This is a genomic window from Acinetobacter haemolyticus CIP 64.3 = MTCC 9819 (assembly GCF_000369065.1).
Taxonomy (GTDB): domain Bacteria; phylum Pseudomonadota; class Gammaproteobacteria; order Pseudomonadales; family Moraxellaceae; genus Acinetobacter; species Acinetobacter haemolyticus.
In genome coordinates this window covers 17,351-41,051 of sequence record NZ_KB849802.1, presented here as the reverse complement: position 1 = coordinate 41,051, position 23,701 = coordinate 17,351, and the positions used below count along the sequence as shown (strand labels likewise).

Below are 23,701 nucleotides of genomic sequence, written 5' to 3'. Positions count from 1 at the left end.
TCAGTGCAGGCGCTTATGATCTAATACATAAATGGGGATAAAGTATTAAACTTCAAGCCCTGCGTAAGGGCAAAGCATTGCTTTGCTTTTACACAGGATTTTCCCAATATTAGTCGTTTTCCAAGAATGAACGTAAGTGTTCTGAACGAGACGGATGACGCAGCTTACGTAAAGCTTTCGCTTCAATCTGACGAATACGTTCACGAGTTACGTCAAACTGTTTACCTACTTCTTCTAGAGTATGGTCGGTTGGCATATCAATACCAAAACGCATTTTCAATACTTTAGCTTCACGTTCAGTTAAGTTCTCAAGGACTTCACGCGTCGCTTCTTTTAAGCCTTCTGAGGTTGCAGCATCTACTGGGGAAGTGATGTTTGAGTCCTCAATGAAGTCACCAAGATGCGAATCTTCATCATCACCGATCGGTGTTTCCATCGAAATCGGTTCTTTTGCGATTTTAAGTACTTTACGAACTTTAACTTCGTCCATTTCCAGACGTTCACCTAATTCTTCAGGAGTCGGTTCGCGACCCATTTCTTGAAGTAGTTGGCGAGACACTCGATTGATCTTGTTAATCGTTTCAATCATGTGAACAGGAATACGAATAGTACGTGCCTGATCCGCAATCGAACGGGTAATTGCCTGACGGATCCACCAAGTTGCATAAGTCGAGAATTTATAACCACGACGATATTCAAACTTGTCTACGGCTTTCATCAGACCGATGTTACCTTCTTGAATCAAGTCAAGGAACTGTAAACCACGGTTGGTATATTTCTTCGCAATCGAAATTACTAAACGTAAGTTTGCTTCAACCATTTCTTTCTTGGCGCGGCGTGCTTTTGCTTCACCTACAGCCATACGTTTAGAAATATCTTTGATATCTTTCACGTTTAAGCCAAGTTCTTTTTCGATATCAGCAATCTTTTGTTGGAATGCCAATACATCAGGACGAACTTTTTCTAAATGTGTTTTGATTTCCGCAGGGGCTTTTGCAATTTGCTCATCTAACCAAGCTGGATTTGATTCTTGCTCAGGGAAGGTCGTGCGGAAAGTTGTACGATCCATACGACCACGACGAACTGCATAGCGCATGATTTCACGCTCATTGGCACGAATTTGATCGTGTGTACCACGAATCATTTCAGAAATGATATCAAATAAACGTGGTGTAAATTTGAACATCATAAATACAGCAGCTAATGCTTCAAGAGCAGCTTCTGCTTCTTTGCTATTACGACCATGCTTTTCGATAATGGCTTTAGTATCGTTCCAAGCTGTTTCTAATTCGGTGAAACGTATTTTTGCAACTTCTGGATCTGGACCCGAATCACCTTCAGAGTCATCATCACTTTCAGATTCTTCTTCATCGTCATCATCGAGTTTAACTTCTTTGGTTGTTGAAGTTGGGCTTTCTTCTTCCTCGATTTCAGCTTCATCTTCAAGAACTTCAGGAATCTCTTCGTCTGTTTCTGGGTCTAAATAACCAGAGAGAATATCGGCAAGACGACGCTCACCAGTTAGAAAGTCATTATATTCTTGTAAAACCACTTCGACGGCATTTGGCCAGTAAGCAATCGAATGTAAAACATCACGAATACCTTCTTCGATACGTTTCGCAATGCTAATCTCGCCTTCACGGGTTAGAAGTTCAACCGTACCCATTTCACGCATGTACATACGTACTGGATCTGTAGTACGACCTGGCTCACTTTCAACCGAGGCTAATACGGCAGCAGCTTCTTCTTCAGCAACTTCATCCGCTGCTTCAGTCGATTCACCAAACATAGTGTCATCAGTTTCTGGTGCGCGTTCGTGCACTGGAATACCGACGTCTTGGAGCATTTGAATAATATCTTCAATCTGCTCACTTTCTGTAATCGAGTCTGGTAGATGATCGTTAACCTCAGCGTAAGTTAAGTAACCTTGTTCTTTGCCTCGGCTAATCAGAGCCGCTACTTGCGAAGTAGGGGAATGCATATCGCTCATCTTTGCTTACTCTTTTGTTGAATCTGTGGCGGTGAAAAACCGTGCATGATAGCACAATTCACGAGGAATGTTTTGGATTTGATCCGTTTGCACTAAATAAAAAATAGGTTTCATTTTCCAATGATTTTTTGAATATGGGGGTGTGTTGTATTTTTTCAAGCCTAAAATTCCTAAACGTGTTTTTATACCTAAAGTTCTTAGATTATAAATACACAAAAAAACTGCTGAAAAAAAGTACAAAACCGCGATTTATAGTAAAAAAAGCAAATAAAACTTGACAAGAAAATCTAAGACAGATAAATAGCGGCTAGGCCCATTAACATTTTTTCATTTGAGGTACTTAGTGTCTTCTACAGATTTTGAACTAGATGATGACAACTACGGTGAAGACGACGCTGGTTTTGATGAGTCATCAAGCAAGCTCAGTGCTAAAGAATCATTAGAAAAGCGCCGTTTAATCGATGATTTGTTAGCGCAACGCCGTTTAGAGCGAGAATTAAAAGATTTTGATTATGATTTCGACGACGACGATTTTGATGACGAAGATTAAGCAAAATTGCTTAAGATTTTAGGTTCTAAAATGTTATGCTGTTGACGATGTATTTTTAGAGTTGGATAGAGAATGAGCACGTTAGATTTAGACTTATTGAGTAATTATCTTGACGGTGATCAAAACGAATACGGTCTAGATTTCGCTGCAACTCATGGCTTTTTATGCGCAATTGCTGTCGGTCCTACTTTTGATCGCTGGTTAGATGAGCTTTTTGATAATAATCAAAAGAAAGTTCCAAGTGATGTGATTGAGCAAATCAAACTTTGGTTGGAATCAATTCGTCAGGATTTGGCGAATGAGGATGGCATTGAGTTTCCATTTGAAATCGAAGAAGCTGATGTTGATTCAAGTTTAGGTGATTGGAGTGTCGGCTTTGTTGATGCCATGTTCTTAAATGAAGATGCTTGGTTTGCACCTGAATATGAAGAACAATTAGTTGATTTGACGCTACCGATTATGGTGTTTAGCGGTATTGATGAAGAAGACCCACAAATGGAGTCTTTCCGTCGCAATGGTCAACTCATGGATGAATTGGCAGAAGAGATTCCAGATAATTTAAACGAAATTTATCTCATGTACCATACGCCTAGCTAAAGCTGTAGCTCTTGTGCTGCGCAAGGGTGAAGCTCGCGTATCACAAAAAAAGATTAATTAAAAACGTCCGTAATGGACGTTTTTTTATGATTTTTGCTGTGTTGTTTTTATAGTTAACTTTTTTGATTTACAGGTTTGCGAATAACAAACTCAGACCTAATCCAATGAGTATCATGCCAATTAATCGGTTGAGTAGGAGCTGTTTAGCTAAAATTTTGTGCCGAATCGCTGGTGTTGAGCAGAAAATCGTAATTAAGCAGAACCAGATCAGATGGCTACTAGAAATAAAGATACCATAAGCGAGGAGCGTAAATAGTTGGTTCTCTATCGTCATGATCTGAGAATAAATGCTCATCACAAATAAGGTTGTTTTTGGATTTAAGCTATTGGTTAAAAATCCATGTTTGAATGCTTTCCAACTGGTGATGTTTGTCTGCTTGTTATTTAACTTAACGGGAGTTTGGGTGTACGTCTTATAGCCAATATATATGAGATATGCTGCACCAATATATTGGATAAGTTGAATAAAATCAGGAAGAAGGCTCTTCAAAAAGTTTAATCCGATTAAACTATAGCTAATATGAATCCAAACACCACATGCAATTCCATAGGCGGTACAAATTCCTAAATTTCGCCCATATAAGTAACTATTTCGAGTAACAAGTGCGAAGTCTGCACCAGGGCTGATCACAGCGAGTAGGGTAATCAAACCTACTGTTAATATTTCATTCACTCATCTATTCCTAATAAGACTTTTACATAATTTTTATATTTTTCATAATCTTGTTATATTTAAAATCGAAAATAATTCGCATGAATCTATGAGTTTTTGGAATGATTGAGCGTCTATCACTGAATTCATTAAAGTTTTTTTATTTTGCAGCACACTATGAAAGTGTGACGGTTGCGGCTGATCGTTTATTTGTGACGCAAGGTGCAGTGAGTAAACAAATTAGAAATTTAGAAGATGCTTTAGGTTTTACTTTATTTATTCGAGCATCTCGAAAGCTCAGTTTAACTGCTGAAGGAGAAGCTTTGTTTGATTGCTGCCAGCAAGCTTTTCAGCAAATTGATCAATGTTTAACGCAATTAAATAAACAATCAGTAGTACAAAAAAATCTGGTCCTTTCATGTGAGCCTACTTTAGCGATGAAGTGGCTGATACCACGTCTAATTCATTTTAAGCAGATCTATCCTGACTTCGAGGTTACTCTTTTAACAGGAGGAGGGAGGGTTGATTTTAAACAACAAAATATTGATTTGGCTTTGAGACGAAATGATTTTGATTGGGGTAAATCAATCTATAGTGAGAAAATTGCGGATGAGCAAATGCTATGTGTTACAGCGAGTAAGATAACTCGGCAAACCAATCAGATATTTATTTCAACATCACGGAGTAAATTGTGGCAGCAATTTCAGTATAAACATTCAGAGCAATTCAAAGGCTATTCTAAAACAGAACTAGAGCACTTTTATTTGTGTATCGAGGCTTGTTTGGCTGGTTTAGGTGCGACTTTGGTTTCGACCTACATGGTTGAACGCGAGATCAAACATCAGTTATTACAACCAATCAGTTCTATATATCAGGATGAATCTGCCTACTTTCTATTGTCTGCGGAGCCTTTTGAGGAAGATGTACGTAAAGTATTATTTTGTGATTGGCTAAGAGAACAGATGCAAGCCAGTCAGTTAGAGTTTGGTTTGAGCTAAACAATAGACTTGTTCTGAATCAACCAAATATATTGATCCATTCCGCAACAGGCATATGTCTTATTTTTAAATTAAGCGTTGTCGCCAGTTGAAAGTTTGCTTAAATGCCAAGCATGTTCATAGGCAATCAGTTTACCTTTCAAATTTTCTGTATTGGAAGCGAGTAATTTAATCTTGTAATGATTTGCATAATGGGCCGTTAATTCATATTCGGGAACTGAAAAGGGTGGTCCAGCTAATAGGGATTGATCGTATTCTAGGCTAATCAGAAGTTGAGGTGCTTGGTTGCTAATTTGAAGTAAATGCTGTGTATATGCTGATCGCATTTGCTCTGGTAGTGCGATGAGTGCTGCTCGATCATAGATTGCATCTATTTTGCCAAGATGGTCGGCTGTTAACTCAAAAAAGTTACCCGTAAATAGTTCGATCTGCGCATGCTGATAGTAAGTCAATCCACCTATTTGAGTTTCTTTAAAATTGAGTCCTAAGTTGCTCATTAAATCTTGTATTGCAACAGGGCTCAAATCAATACCAATCACATGATAACCTTGATTAAGCAACCAAGCTAAATCCAAGCTTTTACCGCAAAGAGGAACAAAGATTCGAGCATTTTTAGCCAGATTGAGTGAGCTTAGATATTGTGTCAATAAGCTGTGAGGCTGATCGAGATGAAAACCGATATTGTTGGTTTGCCACTTGTTATGCCAAAAATCGTGTTGCATTCTTAGACCTCTCTTTTAATTAAATTTATCTTTTGATGCATTAAACTTCTTCACACCTCGCCACAAGAGATAGAGGATAGCTGCACTTAAAACAATATAGCCGATGCGTTGTGTAACAGCAGTCATCAAAGCTTGATTTTCACTAAAGTAATAACCCATATAGGCAAGAAAACTGGTCCAGATTACTGTTCCTGCAGCACTATAACTCATGAATTTGTGAAAGGGCATCCTGCTCATTCCTGCTGGAATGCTAATCAGTGAACGTACAGCTGGAATCATTCGACCAAAAAAAACCACACGATGTCCGTGCTTTTCAAACCAACTTAAAGACTTTTCTAGGTCAGTTGTACTTATTCTTAAATATTTTCCATAGCGCTCTACAAAGCGAAATAAATAATGTTGTGGAATTTTTCGACCAATCCAATATAGCAGCATGGCTGCGAATAGAGAGCCTGCACTCCCTGCAATGATCACACCGATTAAAGTTAAATCTCCCTTGGAAGCAGTGTAACCTGCTGAGGGCATGATTACTTCTGATGGAATAGGTGGGAAAATATTGTCGAGAAACATTAAAAATGCGATGCCAAGATAACCAAGTTTCTCCATGATGGATAAGACCCAATCTTCTAATCCCATAGCTCTTTAAATCTATCTATTGCGTGGTAATCAAGAATAGTTGCTATTTAATGAGTGCTCAATAAATGATTAGTTAATAATTTTAACCAAATAAAAAAAGCCTTAGTATCAACTAAGGCTTTTGAAATGTCAGAAATTATAAACGTTTACGTTTTGCCGCAGCAATTTGCGACTGGCGCATACGGAATCCTTCTTTTTGCTTCTCTGTTGTTTTATCAATACAGAAAACACAAGAGACACCATGTTCATAACTTGGCAGTGCTGCCTCTTCTTGGGTTAAAGGCCAACCGCACGCGTGACATTTGATATTCTCGCCTTCTTCAACACCGTGAGTCACTGCTGTTCGACCATCAAAGACGAAACATTCGCCTTCCCACATACTTTCTTCAGCAGGCGTTTCTTCGAGATATTTAAGAATACCGCCTTTAAGGTGATAAACCTCATTGAACCCTTCTTGTAAGAGGAGGGAGGTTGATTTCTCACAACGAATACCACCTGTACAGAACATCGCAATTTTTTTATCTTTATGTTGTTCAAGGTTTTGTTTTACGTATTCAGGAAACTCTCGGAAAGACTCAGTTTTAGGGTCAATTGCACCCTTAAATGTGCCTGCTTTATATTCATAATCATTACGTGTATCAATCAGGATGACATCATCACGGCTGATCAGCTCATTCCATTCTTTGGGATCAAGATAATGTCCAACCAGATCGCGTGGCTTTACTTCAACGCCTAAGGTTACGATCTCTTTTTTTAGTTTAATCTTCATTTTACGGAATGGTTTATCAGAGCTGAATGACTCCTTATATTCCATTTCGGTAAAACCTTCGTTGAGTAAAAATTGGTGGACTGCATCGATCGCGGCGCGATCTCCTGCAACCGTACCGTTAATTCCTTCAGGGGCAACAATCAGAGTTCCACATAAATTGATGCTATTCACTAAGTCTAAAAGACGTTTTTGCAGATCGGCTGCATCCGCAACTTCTTTAAATTGATATAGTGCCGCAACAACCCAATTATTGGTCGCTTGCTGTTCTACAGGTGCAAGCTGTTCTACAGTAGCGTTCATGGATAACTCCAAATGTATTAAGATAGGAAAATAAAGGCGCATATTTTAGCGCGAAATTTTAAAATAAGCGAGAAAACCATAAAATAAATATGGTTTTATAGGAGTTGATTTTGAGTAATGATCGTCGAATTCCATCATTGACGCCATGTGCAGGGCGTTGCTCAACGGTATTTGGTGATCTGGTCTGTCGAGGATGTCGACGTTTTAACCACGAGGTCATTCAGTGGAATACATATACACCAGAGCAGCGTTTAGCGGTATGGAGTCGTTTGGATACGCAGCTGGATCAAATTTTAGTTCCGTTATTGCCAAACGCTAATCTTCAACATGTTGAAGGGTTTATTCAGCATAAAAGAGTTCGAGTTTTAGAATCGGCGACTCGAGGACGAAAGCTTTATCACGCTTTGAAAATTTGTGAGAAGAATAAGCATTTGGCTCAAGAAAGTGGGTTGGGTATTGTAGATACACAAGTCAAACCGATTTGGGATGAATTTGAGCGTCGTGTATTGGCATTGGCAAAGGCTAGTTATGAGTTGGCGTGGTTGCGTGCTGATGGCATTAGTCACAATTTAATGCGTATGCTCGAAGATGATGAATGATTTAAAATGAAACCAAAACAGAAAAGCTGCCAGTAGGCAGCTTTTCTAACATTAATTTTGGAAAATTAACGTTTGATGTCGCGTTGAGTTTCGCCAGTATAAAGCTGACGAGGGCGACCGATTTTGTAAGGTGCGCTGTGCATTTCTAACCAGTGGCTGATCCAACCAACAGTACGTGCAAGAGCGAAGATTACTGTAAACATTTCTGTTGGGATACCGATCGCTTTTAAGATGATACCTGAGTAGAAGTCTACGTTTGGATAAAGCTTGCGTTCAACGAAGTATGGGTCGCTAAGTGCAATACGCTCAAGTTCCATTGCAAGTGCAAGTTGTGGATCGTTGATACCTAACGCTTCAAGTACTTCGTCACATGTTTGTTTCATAACTTTCGCACGTGGGTCGAAGTTTTTATACACACGGTGACCGAAGCCCATGAGTTTAACTTCTTTGCGTTTTACTTTTTCCATGAATTCAGCAACATTTTCTACGCTACCGATTTCATCTAACATACGAAGTACAGCTTCGTTTGCGCCGCCGTGAGCAGGTCCCCAAAGTGCAGAAATCCCTGAAGAGATACATGCGTAAGGGTTAGCACCAGTAGAGCCAGCTAGACGTACTGTCGATGTAGATGCATTTTGCTCATGGTCTGCATGAAGTGTGAAGATGCGATCCATTGCTTTAGCAAGAACAGGATTTACTTTGTAATCACGGTCAGCAGGTGTTGCAAACATCATGTGTAAGAAGTTTTCTGCATAACCTAAATCATTACGTGGGTAAATGAATGGTTGACCTACAGTATATTTGTAGCTCCACGCAGCAAGTGTTGGGATTTTAGCGATTAAACGAATCGCAGTAATTTCACGATGGTTAACATCTTCAATGTCAAGTGCATTGTGATAGAACGCAGATAAAGCACCAACAACACCAACCATGATCGCCATAGGATGAGCATCACGACGGAAACCATTGAAGAAACGGCTGACTTGATCGTGAACCATGGTGTGGTTACGTACTTTTGCGTCAAATTCTGCTTTTTGTTCAGCAGTCGGAAGCTCGCCATTTAAAAGTAAATAACAAGTTTCTAAGTAGTCCGCTTGAGTTGCTAATTGATCAATTGGATAGCCACGGTGTAATAAAACACCTTTGTCACCATCAATGAATGTGATCTTAGATTCGCAAGCAGCTGTCGCCATAAAACCAGGATCGAAAGTAAAGTGACCTGATGCTAATACATCTTTAACGTCAATTACATCTGGGCCCAATGTGCCGCTGTAAATTGGTAATTCAATTTCTTTGCCATCAAGCTTTAATACGGCTTTTTTGCCAGTTGCTGCAGACATTCAATAGATCTCCTGTCCTGGTGAATGATTATCTGACTCGAAATCCTAATCTTGTCATGTGCGAATCAGACGGTGTCAAAATTTGCTATAAGAGTAGTGGCTACTAAAATTTTGTCAATTATACTTAGGGATAAAAATGACGTTGCTACAGCCAATGAGTCATTCTTTATCGAAGAAAAAACTGAGTAAAATCACAGCACCGGTCGAGTATAATATGTCAAATCAAGTTTTAGGTGCATAAAAAAAATGAAGCATCAGTACAATTGTAAGTAAATTTTTATTGAGGCAATGTTTTGGTGCTTATAAAATAAATACTTATGTGAATCATAATGCTTATATAACTCAAGCATTAGCATTAAATAATGGTTCAAAAATTATCTTTAAAACATATTTTGGATTGCATAATCGATTCATTATGGTGCATTTGTTTGTATAAAAAATGACTTATTCTTTTTTTTAATCAATTTGAAAAAATAGATTATTGCTTATTTATATTTAATATCAAAATGAGGGGTATTATTTTTAACAATATTTGAAATTGATAGATTCAGTTCAATCTTAAGCTGAAAACTATGAATATTTGATGAAATAAAATAGAAAAACGTTAGCAAATAGGTGGTAATTGATAAAATTACACGTTTTTTAAAAATTATTTATAAAACAATTGGATGGTTTGTTTTTTGCTGGTGTTTGTATGTTAGTGATATAATTATTTGCGTGAATGATTCTTATTTATAGCTTTTTTAGACTAAAGCGAAAGTTGATTGTTTGTATTTTGATATTTCACGTCTTATAATTCGGTGTCGTTATATAGGTTAGGCATGTGCTGTGCTTGCCTGACAATGCCAGCTTTCCTTTGAATTAATTCAAACAAACTCCAGTTGGAGTTTCTACCTACAGGATGCCCGCTGTGAAAAGCAACAGACCTGTCAATTTGTCCATGGGTCAGGTGTTAGCGGTAAATTTACGCTCACCCGTGGCTATTGCATCAATTCTACACCGTCTATCAGGTGTAATCGTTTTCTTATTAGTCGCTGTTCTTTTATGGATTTTGGATAAATCTTTATCTTCACCAGAAGGATTTGACTACGTTAAAAATGTCGTATTCGGAAATATCTTTGTACGTTTCATCGTATGGGTATTTGTAGCAGGTTTACTTTTCCACTTTATTGCAGGGATTAAACATCTTCTTGCAGACCTAGGTTTTGCCGAGGAGCTACAAAGTGGTCGTATTGCGGCTACAGTTTCGTTGATCTTATCTGTGATCAGTATTGTCGCAGCTTTTGTATGGATTATGTTCTAATGAAAAGTGCTACAGGTTTAACAGGTTCGGGTTCTCGCGATTGGTATATCCAACGTGTCAGTGCTGTGGTTTTAGCAGCATATACCGTTGTTATTTTGGGTTGGATCCTTTGTAACAGTGGCTTCGGTTATGAACAATGGGCTGGCTTTATGCTGACTTTGCCAATGAAGATTTTTTCTTTATTAGCTGTTCTATCACTTGTTGCTCACGCATGGATTGGAATGTGGCAAGTCTTTACTGACTATGTAACGACTCGTCAAATGGGGCCTTCGGCTTCAGGCTTACGCCTTGTGTTGACTTCTGCTGTCATTATTTCAGTGTTCGTGTACGCAATCTGGGGTATCCAGATTTTCTGGGCAAATTGATAGGAAGAGATCATGGCAACTACCCCTAATGAAAATTATTCAAACATCCAGACCTTATCATTCGATGCAGTCATCGTTGGTGGTGGTGGTTCTGGTATGCGTGCAGCTTACCAACTTGCTCAAGCGGGCTTGAAGGTTGCAGTATTAACCAAAGTATTCCCAACACGTTCGCATACCGTTGCTGCTCAAGGTGGTATCGGTGCGTCGTTAGGTAACATGCAAGAAGATAACTGGCACTATCACTTTTATGACACGGTAAAAGGTTCTGACTGGTTAGGTGATCAGGACGCTATCGAGTTCATGACGCGTGAAGCGCCAAAAGTTGTATATGAGCTTGAACACTTGGGTATGCCGTTTGACCGTAACGAAGATGGTACGATTTATCAACGTCCATTTGGCGGTCACTCTGCAAACTATGGTGAAAAAGCGGTTCCACGTGCTTGTGCTGCTGCTGACCGTACTGGGCATGCATTGCTTCATACGCTTTATCAAAGCAACGTGAAAATGGGTACTCAGTTCTTCGTTGAATGGATTGCATTAGATTTAATCCGTAATGAAGAAGGTGATGTACTTGGTGTAACTGCATACGATCAAGAAACAGGTAATATTGCAGTATTCCAAGCGAAAGCTACATTATTTGCTACAGGTGGTGCGGGTCGTGTGTATCGTGCATCAACCAATGCTTATATCAATACTGGTGACGGTCTTGGTATGGCTGCGCGTGCAGGTATTCCATTGCAAGATATGGAATTCTGGCAGTTCCACCCAACAGGTGTTGCGGGCGCGGGTGTATTGTTGACAGAAGGTTGTCGTGGTGAAGGTGGTATCCTTCGTAACAAAGACGGCGAACCGTTCATGGAACGTTATGCACCAACTTTAAAAGACTTGGCTCCTCGTGATTTCGTATCACGTTCAATGGACCAAGAGATTAAAGAAGGTCGTGGTTGTGGTCCAAAAGCAGATTATATCTTATTAGATATGACGCATTTGGGTGCTGAAACGATTATGAAGCGTCTTCCATCTGTATTTGAGATTGGTAAAAAATTCGCAAACGTTGACTGTACTAAAGAACCAATCCCAGTTGTACCAACAATCCATTATCAAATGGGTGGTATTCCAACCAATATTCATGGTCAAGTGGTTGTGCCACATGGTGTTGAAGAGGGTGAATTCTCTGCGCACTATGATAAAGACACGAAAGAATATACCTATAAAGGTACACGTGATTATGTGAAGCCTGTAAAAGGTTTCTATGCAATTGGTGAATGTTCTTGTGTATCTGTACATGGTGCAAACCGTTTAGGTACCAACTCGTTGCTTGACCTTGTGGTATTTGGTAAAGCTGCTGGTGAACATATCATTGATTATGTAACTAAGCATCACGGTGATGACTATGCACCATTACCAAATGATGTGCTAGAAAATACCTTGGCGCGTGTGCGTAAATTAGATGAGTCTACATCTGGTGAAAATGCACAAGAAGTTGCTGATGCGATTCGTGATATCGTACAAGATCATGCTGGTGTATTCCGTACACAGGCATTACTTGATAAGGGTGTGAAAGAGATCCTTGCGATTGAACCACGTGTTCGCAATATTCACTTGAAAGACAAATCTAAGGTATTTAACACTGCGCGTGTAGAAGCATTAGAAGTTGAAAACTTGTATGAAGTTGCGAAAGCAACCTTGATTTCTGCTGCTGCTCGTAAAGAGTGTCGTGGTGCGCATACGGTTGTTGACTATGAGTTAGCACCTGATCACCCAACTTATTCTTACGGTCGTCGTGATGATGAGTGGATGAAGCATACATTATGGTACTCATCAGACAACCGTCTTGAATATAAGCCAGTACGTTTCAGTCCATTAACGGTTGAAGCAATTGAACCAAAACCACGTACATTCTAATCGGGAGAACAAAGATGAGTAGAGGCACTCGTACATTCGAAATCTACCGCTATGATCCTGATAAGGACAAAGCGCCGTACATGCAAACTTTTAAACTTGAGTTAACGGATAAGCATCGTATGTTGCTTGATGCGTTACTTGCGTTGAAAGTTCAAGATGAAACATTAACGTTCCGTCGTTCATGCCGTGAAGGTATTTGTGGTTCGGATGGTGTAAACATTAATGGTAAAAATGGTTTGGCTTGTTTATGGAATTTAAACGACCTACCTGAGAAAATTGTGATTCGTCCTTTGCCTGGTTTACCAGTGGTAAAAGACTTGGTTGTAGATATGAACCAGTTCTACGATCAATATAACAAAATTCAGCCATTCTTGATTAACAACCAGCCAGCTCCACCAAAAGAGCGTCTACAGTCTCAAGAAGAGCGTGAGCACTTAGATGGTTTGTATGAATGTATTCTTTGTGCATGTTGTTCAACGTCTTGTCCATCATTCTGGTGGAACCCTGATAAGTTCCTTGGACCATCAGCGTTGTTAAATGCATATCGCTTTATTATTGATTCTCGCGATACAGCAACTCAAGAACGTTTGGCTCGTTTAGATGATCCATTCTCTTTGTTCCGTTGTAAGGGAATCATGAACTGTGTATCTGTATGTCCTAAAGGTCTGAACCCGACAAAGGCAATTGGTCACATTCGTAATATGTTGTTGGATCAAGCGGGATAATTCGTTTTCCAACAAAAAAAAGGAGGCTTTGTATTGGCCTCCTTTTTCTATTTAAAGACACTTTTGGTAAGAGCTATTGTTGTTTGAGAGTGAAAATATCAATTATTGGTTTTGCTGTTAAATCAAATTGATTAAATGAATAAGTTTATTACTGCTGTCTTTTTGATCGCTGTGCGTGAAGTTTGTGCAAGAATTGTAGCGATTGTTAAACTTTGGTCGATAAAAGCGCAACTTTCATAAAAAGGGCGGTATATTAGAGCATAATTTGTTGTATGTATTTCGCTGCTTTATAGATGGTATGTGTCAAAAAAATCAATCCGAGCTTGATAACATGTTAGCATTTCTGCCACAGCTAAAAACCCAAAATGAGCGTATCCTTGTTATAGGAGAAATTGCATCATTTAAATATTAAAATTTTGCAGCTGAAAAGTTATTTTAGAAAAGTTAAAAAATTATTTAATTTTTCTAAAATGATTTGCAAAAAATTGCTCGATTCTATCGAGTATAAGAATGAGTTATGTGCCTTGCGTTCAGAGGTGCATAGCTCATTTATTACATCAAAGGATTACTCCTGATGTGTAGTAATGATGACCTGAGGTCGAAAGACCTTGGGCGGTAGTGTCTTGTTACCAATTTGACATTATGAATCATGGGTATGCTTAAAAGGCAGCCCGAATTATTTTTTGCAATAGGAAATGGGTCCAAAAATGCAAGAAGTTGCTGACGCGCTGCGTCTTGACACTGAACTTTCTGCTGATAGTGCAGCTTATATTGAAGATCTTTACGAGCTGTACCTATCATCGCCAACCTTAGTTTCTGAGGATTGGCGTGAATACTTCGACAAATACCCTAAAGGTGATCAACCACACGGTAATGTACGCGAACAGTTCCTTTTGTTAGGACGCAATGCGAATCGGGTACAACCAATGGTACAAAGTACCGTGAGTACTGAGCATGAGCGTCGTCAAATTGGTGTTTTACAACTCATCGCTGCGTATCGTAACCGTGGTCATCAAAAAGCTAAACTCGATCCATTAGGTCTTGCGAAACGTGAAAATGTTCCTGACCTCGATTTATCAGCTCACGGTTTAACCAAGTCAGACCTAGATACAGTATTCAATACTGGTAATCTCGCAATTGGCAAAGCAGAAGCAACATTGTCTGAAATGATTGAGGCAATGGAAGCGATTTACTGCAGTTCAATTGGTGCAGAATATATGCATATCGTTGACACGAAAGAAAAGCGTTGGATTCAACAACGTTTAGAAAGCGTGCGCGGTAAATTTAATTTCACCAATGATCAGAAAAAAGGCTTCTTAGAGCGTTTAACTGCTGCGGAAGGTCTAGAAAAGTATCTTGGTAACAAATTCGTTGGTGCGAAGCGTTTTGGCGTAGAGGGCGGTGAGTCTTTTATTCCAATGATGAACGAAATCATTCAACGCGCGGGTAGTGTTGGTTGTAAAGAAGTTGTGATTGGTATGCCACACCGTGGTCGTCTCAACCTTCTTGTCAACATCATGGGTAAAAACCCGGCTGACTTATTTGGTGAGTTTGAAGGGAAGAGCCTGCATAAAAAAGGTTCTGGTGATGTGAAGTATCACCAAGGTTTCTCTTCGAATGTTATGACACCGGGCGGTGAAGTTCACTTAGCACTTGCATTTAACCCATCACACTTGGAAATCGTTGGTCCTGTGGTTGAAGGTTCTGTACGTGCGCGTCAAGTACGTCGTAAAGACATTGGTGGTGATGATGTGCTTCCTGTGATTGTTCACGGTGATGCGGCATTCGCAGGTCAAGGTGTTAACCAAGAAACCTTCCAAATGTCACAGACACGTGGTTATACAGTCGGTGGTACGGTTCATATCGTGATCAACAACCAAGTTGGTTTTACGACATCTGATCCACGTGATACACGTTCGACGGAGTATTGTACTGACGTTGCTAAAATGATTCAGGCTCCGATTTTCCACGTGAATGGTGATGATCCTGAAGCTGTCATTTTCGCGACTCAACTTGCACATGATTTCCGTCATGAGTTCCGCAAAGATGTGATTTTAGATTTGTTCTGTTATCGTCGTCGTGGTCACAATGAAGCTGATGAGCCATCTGCGACTCAGCCATTGATGTATCAAGTCATCAATAAAAAAGCGACTACACGTACTTTATATGCAGACCAATTGGTACAAGAAAAAATTCTTGATCGCGCAAGTGCGGATCAAATGATTGAAGATTATCGCTCTGATCTAGAAGCAGGTAATCATGTTGCAAATGCATTGGTTCGCCAACCAAACAAACATATGTTTGTTGATTGGACACCTTATTTGGGTCACGAATATACCGATGTTTGGGATACAACATTCAACATTGATCGTTTGAAAGAGCTTGGTAAAACGATGAATACATTGCCTGAAGGCTTTGTGTTACAGCGTCAAGTTCAGAAAGTGATTGATGATCGCGTTAAAATGCAAACTGGTGAAATGCCACTCAACTGGGGTGCGGCTGAAACTTTAGCTTATGCAACTTTACTTGATGATGGTTTCTTAGTTCGTATTACAGGTGAAGACGTTGGTCGTGGTACATTCTCTCACCGTCACGCTAAGTTACATAACCAAGTGGATGGATCTGTTTACATTCCACTGTGTCACATTAAAGAAAATCAACCACGTGTTGCGGTTTATGACTCTTTATTGTCAGAAGAAGCTGTACTTGCTTTTGAATATGGCTATGCCACAACTTTGCCAAAAAGTTTAATTGTTTGGGAAGCGCAATTTGGTGACTTCGCAAACTGTGCACAAGTTGTAATTGACCAATTCATCGCTTCTGGTGAAACCAAGTGGGAGCGTGTATGTGGTTTAACGATGTTGTTACCACATGGTTATGAAGGTCAAGGTCCAGAGCATTCATCTGCGCGTTTAGAGCGTTTCTTGCAGCTTTGTGCAGAAGACAATATGCAAGTGATTACACCAACAACACCAGCACAAATTTTCCATGCGTTACGTCGTCAGGCTGTTCGTCCAATCCGTAAGCCGATGATCGTGATGTCACCGAAATCTTTATTACGTCACAAACTTGCTGTTTCATCTTTAGATGAATTGGCAAACGGTTCATTCCAAACTGTGATCGATGAAGTGGATCAAATCAACAAAGCTGATGTCACTCGTTTAGTGCTTTGTGGTGGTAAGGTTTATTACGATTTACTCGAAAAGCGTCGTGAGCTTGGTTTAAACCATATTGCGCTTGTTCGTATCGAGCAATTGTATCCTTATCCAGAACAGCGCTTAGCTGAAGTGATGGCTCAGTATCCAAACATCGAAGAACTTGTTTGGGCACAAGAAGAACCGAAGAACCAGGGCGCTTGGTTATTCATCGTTCCTCGTTTGTATGAAGACGTTCTTAAATCTGGTAAACAAATTCGTATTAGCTATGCTGGTCGTGAAGCATCTGCCGCACCTGCTTGTGGCTCGCCTTACCTGCATGCAAAACAACAAGCTCAGCTTATCAACGACGCACTTGCGATTGAAGTTGAACAATCAGGAGATTCTAAATAATGGCAACCGAAATTAAAGCACCGGTATTTCCAGAGTCAGTTGCTGACGGTACGATCGCAACTTGGCACAAGAAAGTAGGTGAACCTGTATCACGTGATGAAGTGATCTGTGACATTGAAACCGATAAAGTTGTTTTAGAAGTGGTTGCTCCAGCTGATGGTAGCTTAGTTGCAATCGTTAAAGATGAAGGTGATACCGTTCTTTCTGACGAAGTTATCGCTCAATTCGAAGCTGGTGCTGTTTCTGCAGCTGCTCCTGAAGCTGCTGCACCAGCAGAAGCGGCACCTGCTGCATCTGCACCTACTGCTGCGTCAACTCAACCAGTTGATCAAAACCAAGCGCCTGCAGTTCGTAAAGCGTTATCTGAAACAGGTATCAATGCTGCTGATGTACAAGGTACTGGCCGTGGTGGTCGCATCACTAAAGAAGATGTTGCAAACCACAAACCAGCTGCATCAGTTCAACCATTAAGCGTTGCTGTAGGCGAGCGCATCGAGAAACGTGTTCCAATGACTCGTTTACGTAAGCGTGTTGCTGAACGTTTATTGGCTGCTACACAACAAACTGCAATGTTAACCACGTTCAACGAAGTTAACATGAAGCCAATCATGGAAATGCGTAAGCAATACAAAGATGCTTTCGAAAAACGTCATGGTGCTCGTTTAGGCTTTATGTCTTTCTTTGTTAAAGCAGCAACTGAAGCGTTAAAGCGTTACCCAGCTGTAAATGCATCTATTGATGGTGATGATATCGTTTATCACGGTTTCTATGACATCGGTGTTGCAGTATCAAGTGACCGTGGTCTAGTTGTGCCTATCCTTCGTGATACTGATCGCATGAACTATGCTGAAGTTGAAAGCGGTATCGCTGCTTATGCTGGCAAAGCACGTGAAGGTAAATTATCGATTGAAGAAATGACGGGTGGTACGTTCACAATTACTAATGGTGGTACGTTCGGTTCATTGCTTTCAACACCGATTTTAAACCAGCCACAAACTGCGATTTTGGGTATGCATAAAATCCAAGAACGTCCAATGGCAGTGAATGGTCAAGTTGAAATCTTGCCAATGATGTACTTAGCGCTTTCTTATGACCACCGTTTAATCGATGGTAAAGAAGCTGTTGGTTTCTTGGTAACAATCAAAGAATTGTTAGAAGAGCCAGCTAAACTCATTCTTGATCTTTAATACTACAAATATTGCCTCCCATATAAAGTGATCCTTTATATGGGATTTTGGAGATAAAAATGTCTCAACAGTTTGATCTTGTTGTTATTGGCGGTGGACCTGGTGGTTATGAAGCGGCGATTCGTGCAGCTCAACTTGGCTTCAAAGTCGCTTGTATTGAAAAACGTATTCATAACGGTAAGCCATCTTTAGGTGGTACCTGCTTAAACGTGGGTTGTATCCCTTCTAAAGCATTACTTGACTCTTCTCATCGTTATGAAGCTACTGTTCACGAACTTGCTGAACACGGTATTACGACTGGTGAAGTTAAATTTGATTTAGATACTTTGTTAGCGCGTAAAGACAAAGTTGTTGAACAATTAACTGGTGGTGTTGCTCAGTTACTTAAAGGTAATGGTATCGAGTGGTTACAAGGTACAGGTAAATTACTTGCAGGTAAAAAAGTAGAATTCACACCATTTGAAGGTGATGTACAAGTTTTAGAACCGAAATACGTCATTCTTGCGACGGGTTCTGTACCTGTAAACATTCCTGTTGCTCCTGTAGATGAAGATTTAATTGTTGATTCTACTGGTGCATTGAAATTCCCAGAAGTTCCTAAGCGTCTTGGTGTCATCGGTGCAGGTGTTATCGGTCTTGAGCTTGGTTCTGTATGGCGTCGTCTTGGTTCTGAAGTTGTTGTGTTTGAAGCATTAGATGCATTCTTACCAATGGCTGATAAAGCATTGGCGAAGGAATATCAAAAAATCTTGAAAAAACAAGGTTTAGATATTCGTATCGGTGCAAAAGTTTCTGGTGCTGAAACCAATGGTCGCGAAGTAACGGTTAAATATAACCAAGCTGGCGAAGACAAAGAACAAGTTTTTGACAAGTTAATCGTATGTGTAGGTCGTAAAGCATATGCAGAAGGTTTATTGGCAGAAGATTCTGGCATTAAACTCACTGAACGCGGTTTAGTTGATGTGAATGATCAGTGCCAAACATCTGTTGAAGGTGTTTATGCAATTGGTGATTTAGTTCGTGGTCCAATGCTTGCACATAAAGCAATGGAAGAGGGCGTAATGGCTGTTGAGCGTATTCACGGTCATGCTGCTCAAGTGAACTATGACACAATCATCAGCGTTATTTATACGCATCCAGAAGCAGCTTGGGTTGGTTTAACCGAAGAGCAAGCGAAAGAAAAAGGTCACGAAGTTAAAGCAGGTCAATTCCCATTTGCGGTGAACGGACGTGCATTGGCTGCAGGTGATACTGCCGGTTTTGTTAAGTTTGTTGCTGATGCAAAAACTGATCGTCTATTAGGTATGCACGTTGTTGGTCCAAATGCGTCTGACATCGTACACCAAGGTATGATCGCACTCGAATTTGTATCTTCAGTTGAAGATTTGCAATTGATGACTTTTGGTCACCCAACATTCTCTGAAGTTGTACATGAAGCGGCGCTTTCTGTTGATGGTCGTGCAATCCACGCAATTCAACGTAAGCGTAAATAAACAAAAAGTGTGGCTTGCCACACTTTTTTAAATGATGATGATGGTCTTATTTAGACTTTCATTTACTCAATATGTAGCAGCCCAGCTCTAAAAACAACTGGGCTGTATCACACCAAACAACATAGTAGGTAACTAAATGAACTTACATGAGTATCAAGCTAAAGCGTTATTGAAAGAATACGGAATGCCAGTACAAGAAGGTATCTTGGCAACCAATGCAGACGAAGCAGTTGCTGCATTTGAACAGCTTGGTGGTAAATTCGCTGTAATGAAAGCGCAAGTTCATGCGGGCGGTCGTGGTAAGGCTGGCGGTGTTAAAGTTGCAAAATCTAAAGAAGATGTTATCGAATTCGCGAACAACATCATTGGTACTCGTCTTGTAACGTATCAAACAGATGCAAATGGTCAACCTGTTAACAGCATTATCGTTGCTGAAGACGTCTACCCAGTTGAGCGTGAACTTTACTTAGGCGCGGTTGTAGACCGTTCTAGCCGTCGTATTACTTTCATGGCTTCTACCGAAGGTGGTGTAGAAATCGAGAAAGTTGCAGAAGAAACTCCTGAAAAAATCATCAAAGTTGAAGTTGATCCACTCGTTGGCTTACAACCATTCCAAGCGCGTGAAGTTGCGTTTGCTTTAGGTTTGAAAGACAAGCAAGTGAGCCAATTTGTAAAAATTATGGGCGCAGCTTACCAAGCATTTGTAGAAAATGACTTTGCATTATTTGAAATTAACCCACTTTCAGTTCGTGAAAATGGCGATATTTTATGTGTAGACGCGAAAGTAGGTATCGACTCTAACGCGCTTTACCGTTTACCTAAAGTTGCTGCTTTACGTGACAAATCTCAAGAGAATGAGCGTGAATTAAAAGCATCTGAATTTGATCTTAACTATGTTGCTTTAGAAGGTAACATCGGTTGTATGGTGAACGGTGCTGGTCTTGCAATGGCAACTATGGACATCATTAAACTTTATGGTGGTCAGCCTGCAAACTTCCTTGACGTTGGTGGCGGCGCAACTAAAGAGCGCGTAATCGAAGCGTTCAAAATCATCCTTGCTGATACTTCTGTACAAGGTGTTTTAATCAACATCTTCGGTGGTATCGTACGTTGTGACATGATTGCTGAAGCAATTATTGCAGCGGTTCAAGAAGTAAACGTAACTGTACCAGTTGTTGTTCGTTTAGAAGGTAACAACGCTGAGTTAGGTGCGAAATTACTTGATGAATCTGGTTTGAAATTAATTTCTGCGAACGGTTTATCTGATGCCGCAGAAAAAGTTGTAGCTGCAGTTAAAGCGTAAGGAGTATCAATCATGAGCGTATTAATTAATAAAGACACTAAAGTATTGGTACAAGGTTTTACTGGTAAAAACGGTACTTTCCACTCTGCACAAGCTTTAGACTACGGTACAAAAGTTGTTGGTGGTGTTACTCCAGGTAAAGGTGGTACAACTCACCTTGACCTACCAGTATTCAACACAATGAAAGAAGCGGTTCGTGAAACTCAAGCTGATGCTTCTGTTATCTATGTACCAGCTCCATTCGTTTTAGACTCAATCGTTGAAGCAGTTGATTCAGGTGTTGGCCTAATCGTTGTGATCACTGAAGGTGTGCCAACAATCGACATGCTTAAAGCTAAACGCTACTTGGAAACTAACGGTAACGGTACTCGTTTAGTTGGTCCTAACTGCCCAGGCGTGATCACTCCAGGTGAATGTAAGATCGGTATTATGCCTGGTCACATCCACCAACCAGGTCGTATTGGTATCATCTCACGTTCAGGTACATTGACTTACGAAGCTGTTGCTCAAACAACTAAGCTTGGTTTAGGTCAGTCTACTTGTATCGGTATTGGTGGTGACCCAATCCCAGGTATGAACCAGATCGAAGCACTTCAATTGTTCCAAGACGATCCAGATACTGATGCAATCATCATGATCGGTGAGATCGGTGGTACAGCAGAAGAAGAAGCTGCTGAATTCATCAAATCTAACGTGACTAAGCCTGTAGTGGGTTACATCGCAGGTGTAACTGCGCCTAAAGGTAAGCGTATGGGTCACGCTGGTGCGATCATTTCTGGTGGTCAAGGTACTGCTGAAGAGAAATTCGCTGCATTTGAACGTGCGGGAATGGCTTACACTCGTAGCCCAGCTGAGCTTGGTTCAACAATGATGCAAGTATTGAAAGAGAAAGGTTTAGCGTAATTCGTTAGACTTTAATCTGAGAAAACCCCAATGGTGACATTGGGGTTTTTTAAATTGGAAAATATTATTGGTGTGCTTATAAGCTGTAGCTATGTAAGCGTCCGCTGAATCCCATACCTATTTTTTAATTCGATTTAGGTTTCCAGCAGTGCGGCAGCAATTCTTCAATTTGGGTCACTTTGTGTGTCGGTAACCTTTTCAGCACATCACTTAAATAGGCATACGGATCCAAGCCATTCAGCTTTGCTGACTGGATTAAAGTCATGATGTTTGCCGCTCGCTGACCACTGCGCAGCGAACCTGCAAACAGCCAGTTCTTGCGTCCCAACGCCCAGGGACGCATCTGATTCTCTACCCAATTGTTGCATATCGGTAGATTGCCATCATCCAGATAGCGGCTTAAGGCTGGCCAACGCTTCAGAGTGTAATTGATAGCCTTGGCGGTGGGAGAACTCGATGGCACTGTCAGATGATGTTGGTTGAGCCATTCATATAGTTGTTGCATCACTGGTTGACTATGCTGTTGTCGGTATTCGCGGCGGTCTTCCGCTGTACCATCGGTCTTTTTCCTGAGTTCTGCTTCTATCGCATACAGTTTCTGAATCAGCACTAAGGCCTGTTCAGCAACCTGACTTTTCCCAGTTACATGCAGTTCATGGAATTTACGACGTGCATGGGCCATGCACCCCACCTCAATCACCTGGCCTGATTTAAAACGTGCTTTATAACCACTGTAATCATCACAGACTAGATAGCCCTGCCAGCCTTTCAAGAACTCTTCAGCATGCTGGCCTGAACGACTATCCTGAAAGTCATAGATCACCGCCTGAACTGGATTATACTGTGTGGTGGCATAGGCCCAGACATAACCTTTCTTCGGTTTTTTATTATTCTCACCCATCCGCATGATGGTGACCGGTGTTTCATCTGCATGCAGCACCCGCTGTTGCAGCACCACCTCTTTTAAGGCATTGGCCAGAGGTTCCAGTTCTACACCGCAGCGACCTATCCAGTCAGATAAAGTGGATCTGGACAGATCAATGCCAGCCCGCTGATAGATCAGGCGCTGACGGTACAGCGGCAAATGATCGGCATACTTCGATACCAGCACATGGCTGAGCAATTCAGGTGAAGCAATGCCTTTATCAATCACATAGGCGGGCATCGCTTGCTGAGTTAGAGTGTCACACTGATCACAGACCCATTTACCACGCACATGCTGTTCCTTATAGAACTGTGCCGGTCTGAAATGCAGTTTTTCACTGACATCTTCGCCGATACGACGGAGTTGGCAGCCACAAGCACATTGGGTTGATGCAGGTTCATGCTCAATACGGATGGTGTGTAGATGATCTGGCAGTGGTCGACGTTTAGGTTTATTGGTTTTGGCTTTCTGTGTCGCTGCATTGGTTTTATCTGCATTTAGCCGTTCCAGTTCTAGATCAACCGCGGCAATATCTTCTTCAACCGCTTCATCCCACAGATGGATTTGTTTTGCCGTTAAGTGTTCATTCTTTTGGGCGAATTTGTGCTTTTTAAACAGCGCCAGTTCATGCTCGTATTTTTGATTGAGAATAGAAAGATGTTGAACTTTGGCATCCAATTGTTGGTTTGATTGTGCTAGAGACTGATGCTGCAGCGCCAACTGCCTGGTGAATTCCAGCAGTTGTTCATGGGTCAGTTGGCTTAAGTCAGGCAGCGTATTCATGACCGCAGTATGCCTGAGGTCATGAGAAGAATGAAATAGAACGTTTGG

At 40.7% G+C, this 23,701-nt stretch carries 20 protein-coding genes; 13 read left to right on the top strand and 7 right to left on the bottom strand.

What is annotated here, in order from left to right; genetic code table 11:
• Positions 1 to 109: 109 nt before the first annotated feature.
• The gene (gene rpoD / locus F927_RS06920; protein WP_004640390.1) at positions 110 to 1,990 is read right to left on the bottom strand and encodes an RNA polymerase sigma factor RpoD; all 1,881 of its coding nucleotides are present in this window, start codon (positions 1,988 to 1,990) and stop codon (positions 110 to 112) included.
• Positions 1,991 to 2,333: 343 nt separating this feature from the next.
• Between rpoD and F927_RS06915 the strand changes: the two genes are divergently transcribed.
• Together F927_RS06915 and F927_RS06910 are read left to right on the top strand one after the other, a co-directional pair.
• Positions 2,334 to 2,540: a PA3496 family putative envelope integrity protein gene (locus F927_RS06915; RefSeq protein ID WP_004640386.1), complete on the top strand. Its 207-nt coding sequence runs from the start codon at positions 2,334 to 2,336 to the stop codon at positions 2,538 to 2,540.
• A gap of 72 nt (positions 2,541 to 2,612) precedes the next feature.
• Positions 2,613 to 3,137, top strand: a complete 525-nt coding sequence (locus F927_RS06910; RefSeq protein ID WP_004640385.1) for a YecA/YgfB family protein — start codon at positions 2,613 to 2,615, stop codon at positions 3,135 to 3,137.
• A 127-nt stretch (positions 3,138 to 3,264) separates the two neighbouring features.
• Here F927_RS06910 and F927_RS06905 read toward each other — a convergent pair whose 3' ends face one another.
• Positions 3,265 to 3,870, bottom strand: a complete 606-nt coding sequence (locus F927_RS06905) for a LysE family translocator (protein WP_005083021.1) — start codon at positions 3,868 to 3,870, stop codon at positions 3,265 to 3,267.
• Between the two features lie 101 nt (positions 3,871 to 3,971).
• Between F927_RS06905 and F927_RS06900 the strand changes: the two genes are divergently transcribed.
• On the top strand, positions 3,972 to 4,847 hold the full coding sequence (locus F927_RS06900; protein ID WP_005083020.1) for a LysR family transcriptional regulator: 876 nt from the start codon (positions 3,972 to 3,974) through the stop codon (positions 4,845 to 4,847).
• 71 nt (positions 4,848 to 4,918) lie between these two features.
• On the opposite strand, the gene tmpT is transcribed toward F927_RS06900, so the two are convergent.
• The 3 genes from tmpT to trhO all read right to left on the bottom strand — a co-directional run bounded on the left by tmpT (position 4,919) and on the right by trhO (position 7,274).
• Positions 4,919 to 5,569 carry a thiopurine S-methyltransferase gene (gene tmpT, locus F927_RS06895; RefSeq protein WP_005083017.1) on the bottom strand — a complete coding sequence of 217 codons (651 nt, stop codon included), beginning with the start codon at positions 5,567 to 5,569 and terminating at the stop codon, positions 4,919 to 4,921.
• A 15-nt stretch (positions 5,570 to 5,584) separates the two neighbouring features.
• Positions 5,585 to 6,205: a DedA family protein gene (locus tag F927_RS06890; RefSeq protein ID WP_005083015.1), complete on the bottom strand. Its 621-nt coding sequence runs from the start codon at positions 6,203 to 6,205 to the stop codon at positions 5,585 to 5,587.
• 136 nt (positions 6,206 to 6,341) lie between these two features.
• The gene (gene trhO / locus F927_RS06885; RefSeq protein ID WP_004640374.1) at positions 6,342 to 7,274 is read right to left on the bottom strand and encodes an oxygen-dependent tRNA uridine(34) hydroxylase TrhO; all 933 of its coding nucleotides are present in this window, start codon (positions 7,272 to 7,274) and stop codon (positions 6,342 to 6,344) included.
• Positions 7,275 to 7,384: 110 nt separating this feature from the next.
• Here trhO and F927_RS06880 point away from each other — a divergent pair, with 110 nt between their 5' ends.
• Positions 7,385 to 7,873 (top strand): DUF1289 domain-containing protein, encoded by a 489-nt coding sequence (locus F927_RS06880; RefSeq protein WP_005083012.1) that lies wholly within the window; start codon positions 7,385 to 7,387, stop codon positions 7,871 to 7,873.
• A gap of 65 nt (positions 7,874 to 7,938) precedes the next feature.
• On the opposite strand, the gene gltA is transcribed toward F927_RS06880, so the two are convergent.
• Entirely contained in the window at positions 7,939 to 9,213 is a 1,275-nt protein-coding gene (gene gltA, locus F927_RS06875) for a citrate synthase (RefSeq protein ID WP_004640370.1), read from the bottom strand.
• A 901-nt stretch (positions 9,214 to 10,114) separates the two neighbouring features.
• Here gltA and sdhC point away from each other — a divergent pair.
• The 9 genes from sdhC (at position 10,115) to sucD (ending at position 21,945) form a co-directional block, all read left to right on the top strand.
• Positions 10,115 to 10,516, top strand: a complete 402-nt coding sequence (gene sdhC / locus F927_RS06870) for a succinate dehydrogenase, cytochrome b556 subunit (protein WP_004640364.1) — start codon at positions 10,115 to 10,117, stop codon at positions 10,514 to 10,516.
• A complete protein-coding gene (gene sdhD, locus F927_RS06865; RefSeq protein WP_005083003.1) occupies positions 10,516 to 10,881 on the top strand; it encodes a succinate dehydrogenase, hydrophobic membrane anchor protein in 366 nt (121 codons plus the stop codon). The genes sdhC and sdhD overlap by 1 nt, the downstream gene beginning before the upstream one ends.
• A gap of 9 nt (positions 10,882 to 10,890) precedes the next feature.
• Complete coding sequence (gene sdhA / locus F927_RS06860) at positions 10,891 to 12,786, top strand: succinate dehydrogenase flavoprotein subunit (RefSeq protein ID WP_026056325.1); 1,896 nt, start codon at positions 10,891 to 10,893, stop codon at positions 12,784 to 12,786.
• A 14-nt stretch (positions 12,787 to 12,800) separates the two neighbouring features.
• Positions 12,801 to 13,511: a succinate dehydrogenase iron-sulfur subunit gene (locus F927_RS06855; protein ID WP_005083000.1), complete on the top strand. Its 711-nt coding sequence runs from the start codon at positions 12,801 to 12,803 to the stop codon at positions 13,509 to 13,511.
• A gap of 707 nt (positions 13,512 to 14,218) precedes the next feature.
• The gene (locus F927_RS06850) at positions 14,219 to 17,059 is read left to right on the top strand and encodes a 2-oxoglutarate dehydrogenase E1 component (RefSeq protein ID WP_005082998.1); all 2,841 of its coding nucleotides are present in this window, start codon (positions 14,219 to 14,221) and stop codon (positions 17,057 to 17,059) included.
• Positions 17,059 to 18,246: a 2-oxoglutarate dehydrogenase complex dihydrolipoyllysine-residue succinyltransferase gene (gene odhB / locus F927_RS06845; RefSeq protein ID WP_005082996.1), complete on the top strand. Its 1,188-nt coding sequence runs from the start codon at positions 17,059 to 17,061 to the stop codon at positions 18,244 to 18,246. Before F927_RS06850 ends, odhB begins: the two co-directional genes overlap by 1 nt.
• 59 nt (positions 18,247 to 18,305) lie before the next feature.
• The gene (lpdA, locus tag F927_RS06840) at positions 18,306 to 19,739 is read left to right on the top strand and encodes a dihydrolipoyl dehydrogenase (RefSeq protein ID WP_004640350.1); all 1,434 of its coding nucleotides are present in this window, start codon (positions 18,306 to 18,308) and stop codon (positions 19,737 to 19,739) included.
• A gap of 136 nt (positions 19,740 to 19,875) precedes the next feature.
• Complete coding sequence (gene sucC, locus F927_RS06835) at positions 19,876 to 21,042, top strand: ADP-forming succinate--CoA ligase subunit beta (protein ID WP_004640348.1); 1,167 nt, start codon at positions 19,876 to 19,878, stop codon at positions 21,040 to 21,042.
• Between the two features lie 12 nt (positions 21,043 to 21,054).
• Positions 21,055 to 21,945, top strand: a complete 891-nt coding sequence (gene sucD, locus F927_RS06830; protein WP_004640347.1) for a succinate--CoA ligase subunit alpha — start codon at positions 21,055 to 21,057, stop codon at positions 21,943 to 21,945.
• A 124-nt stretch (positions 21,946 to 22,069) separates the two neighbouring features.
• Here the strand turns inward: sucD and F927_RS06825 are convergent, their stop codons facing one another.
• On the bottom strand, positions 22,070 to 23,653 hold the full coding sequence (locus tag F927_RS06825) for an IS66-like element ISAba25 family transposase (protein WP_005080957.1): 1,584 nt from the start codon (positions 23,651 to 23,653) through the stop codon (positions 22,070 to 22,072).
• Between the last annotated feature and the right edge of the window lie 48 nt (positions 23,654 to 23,701).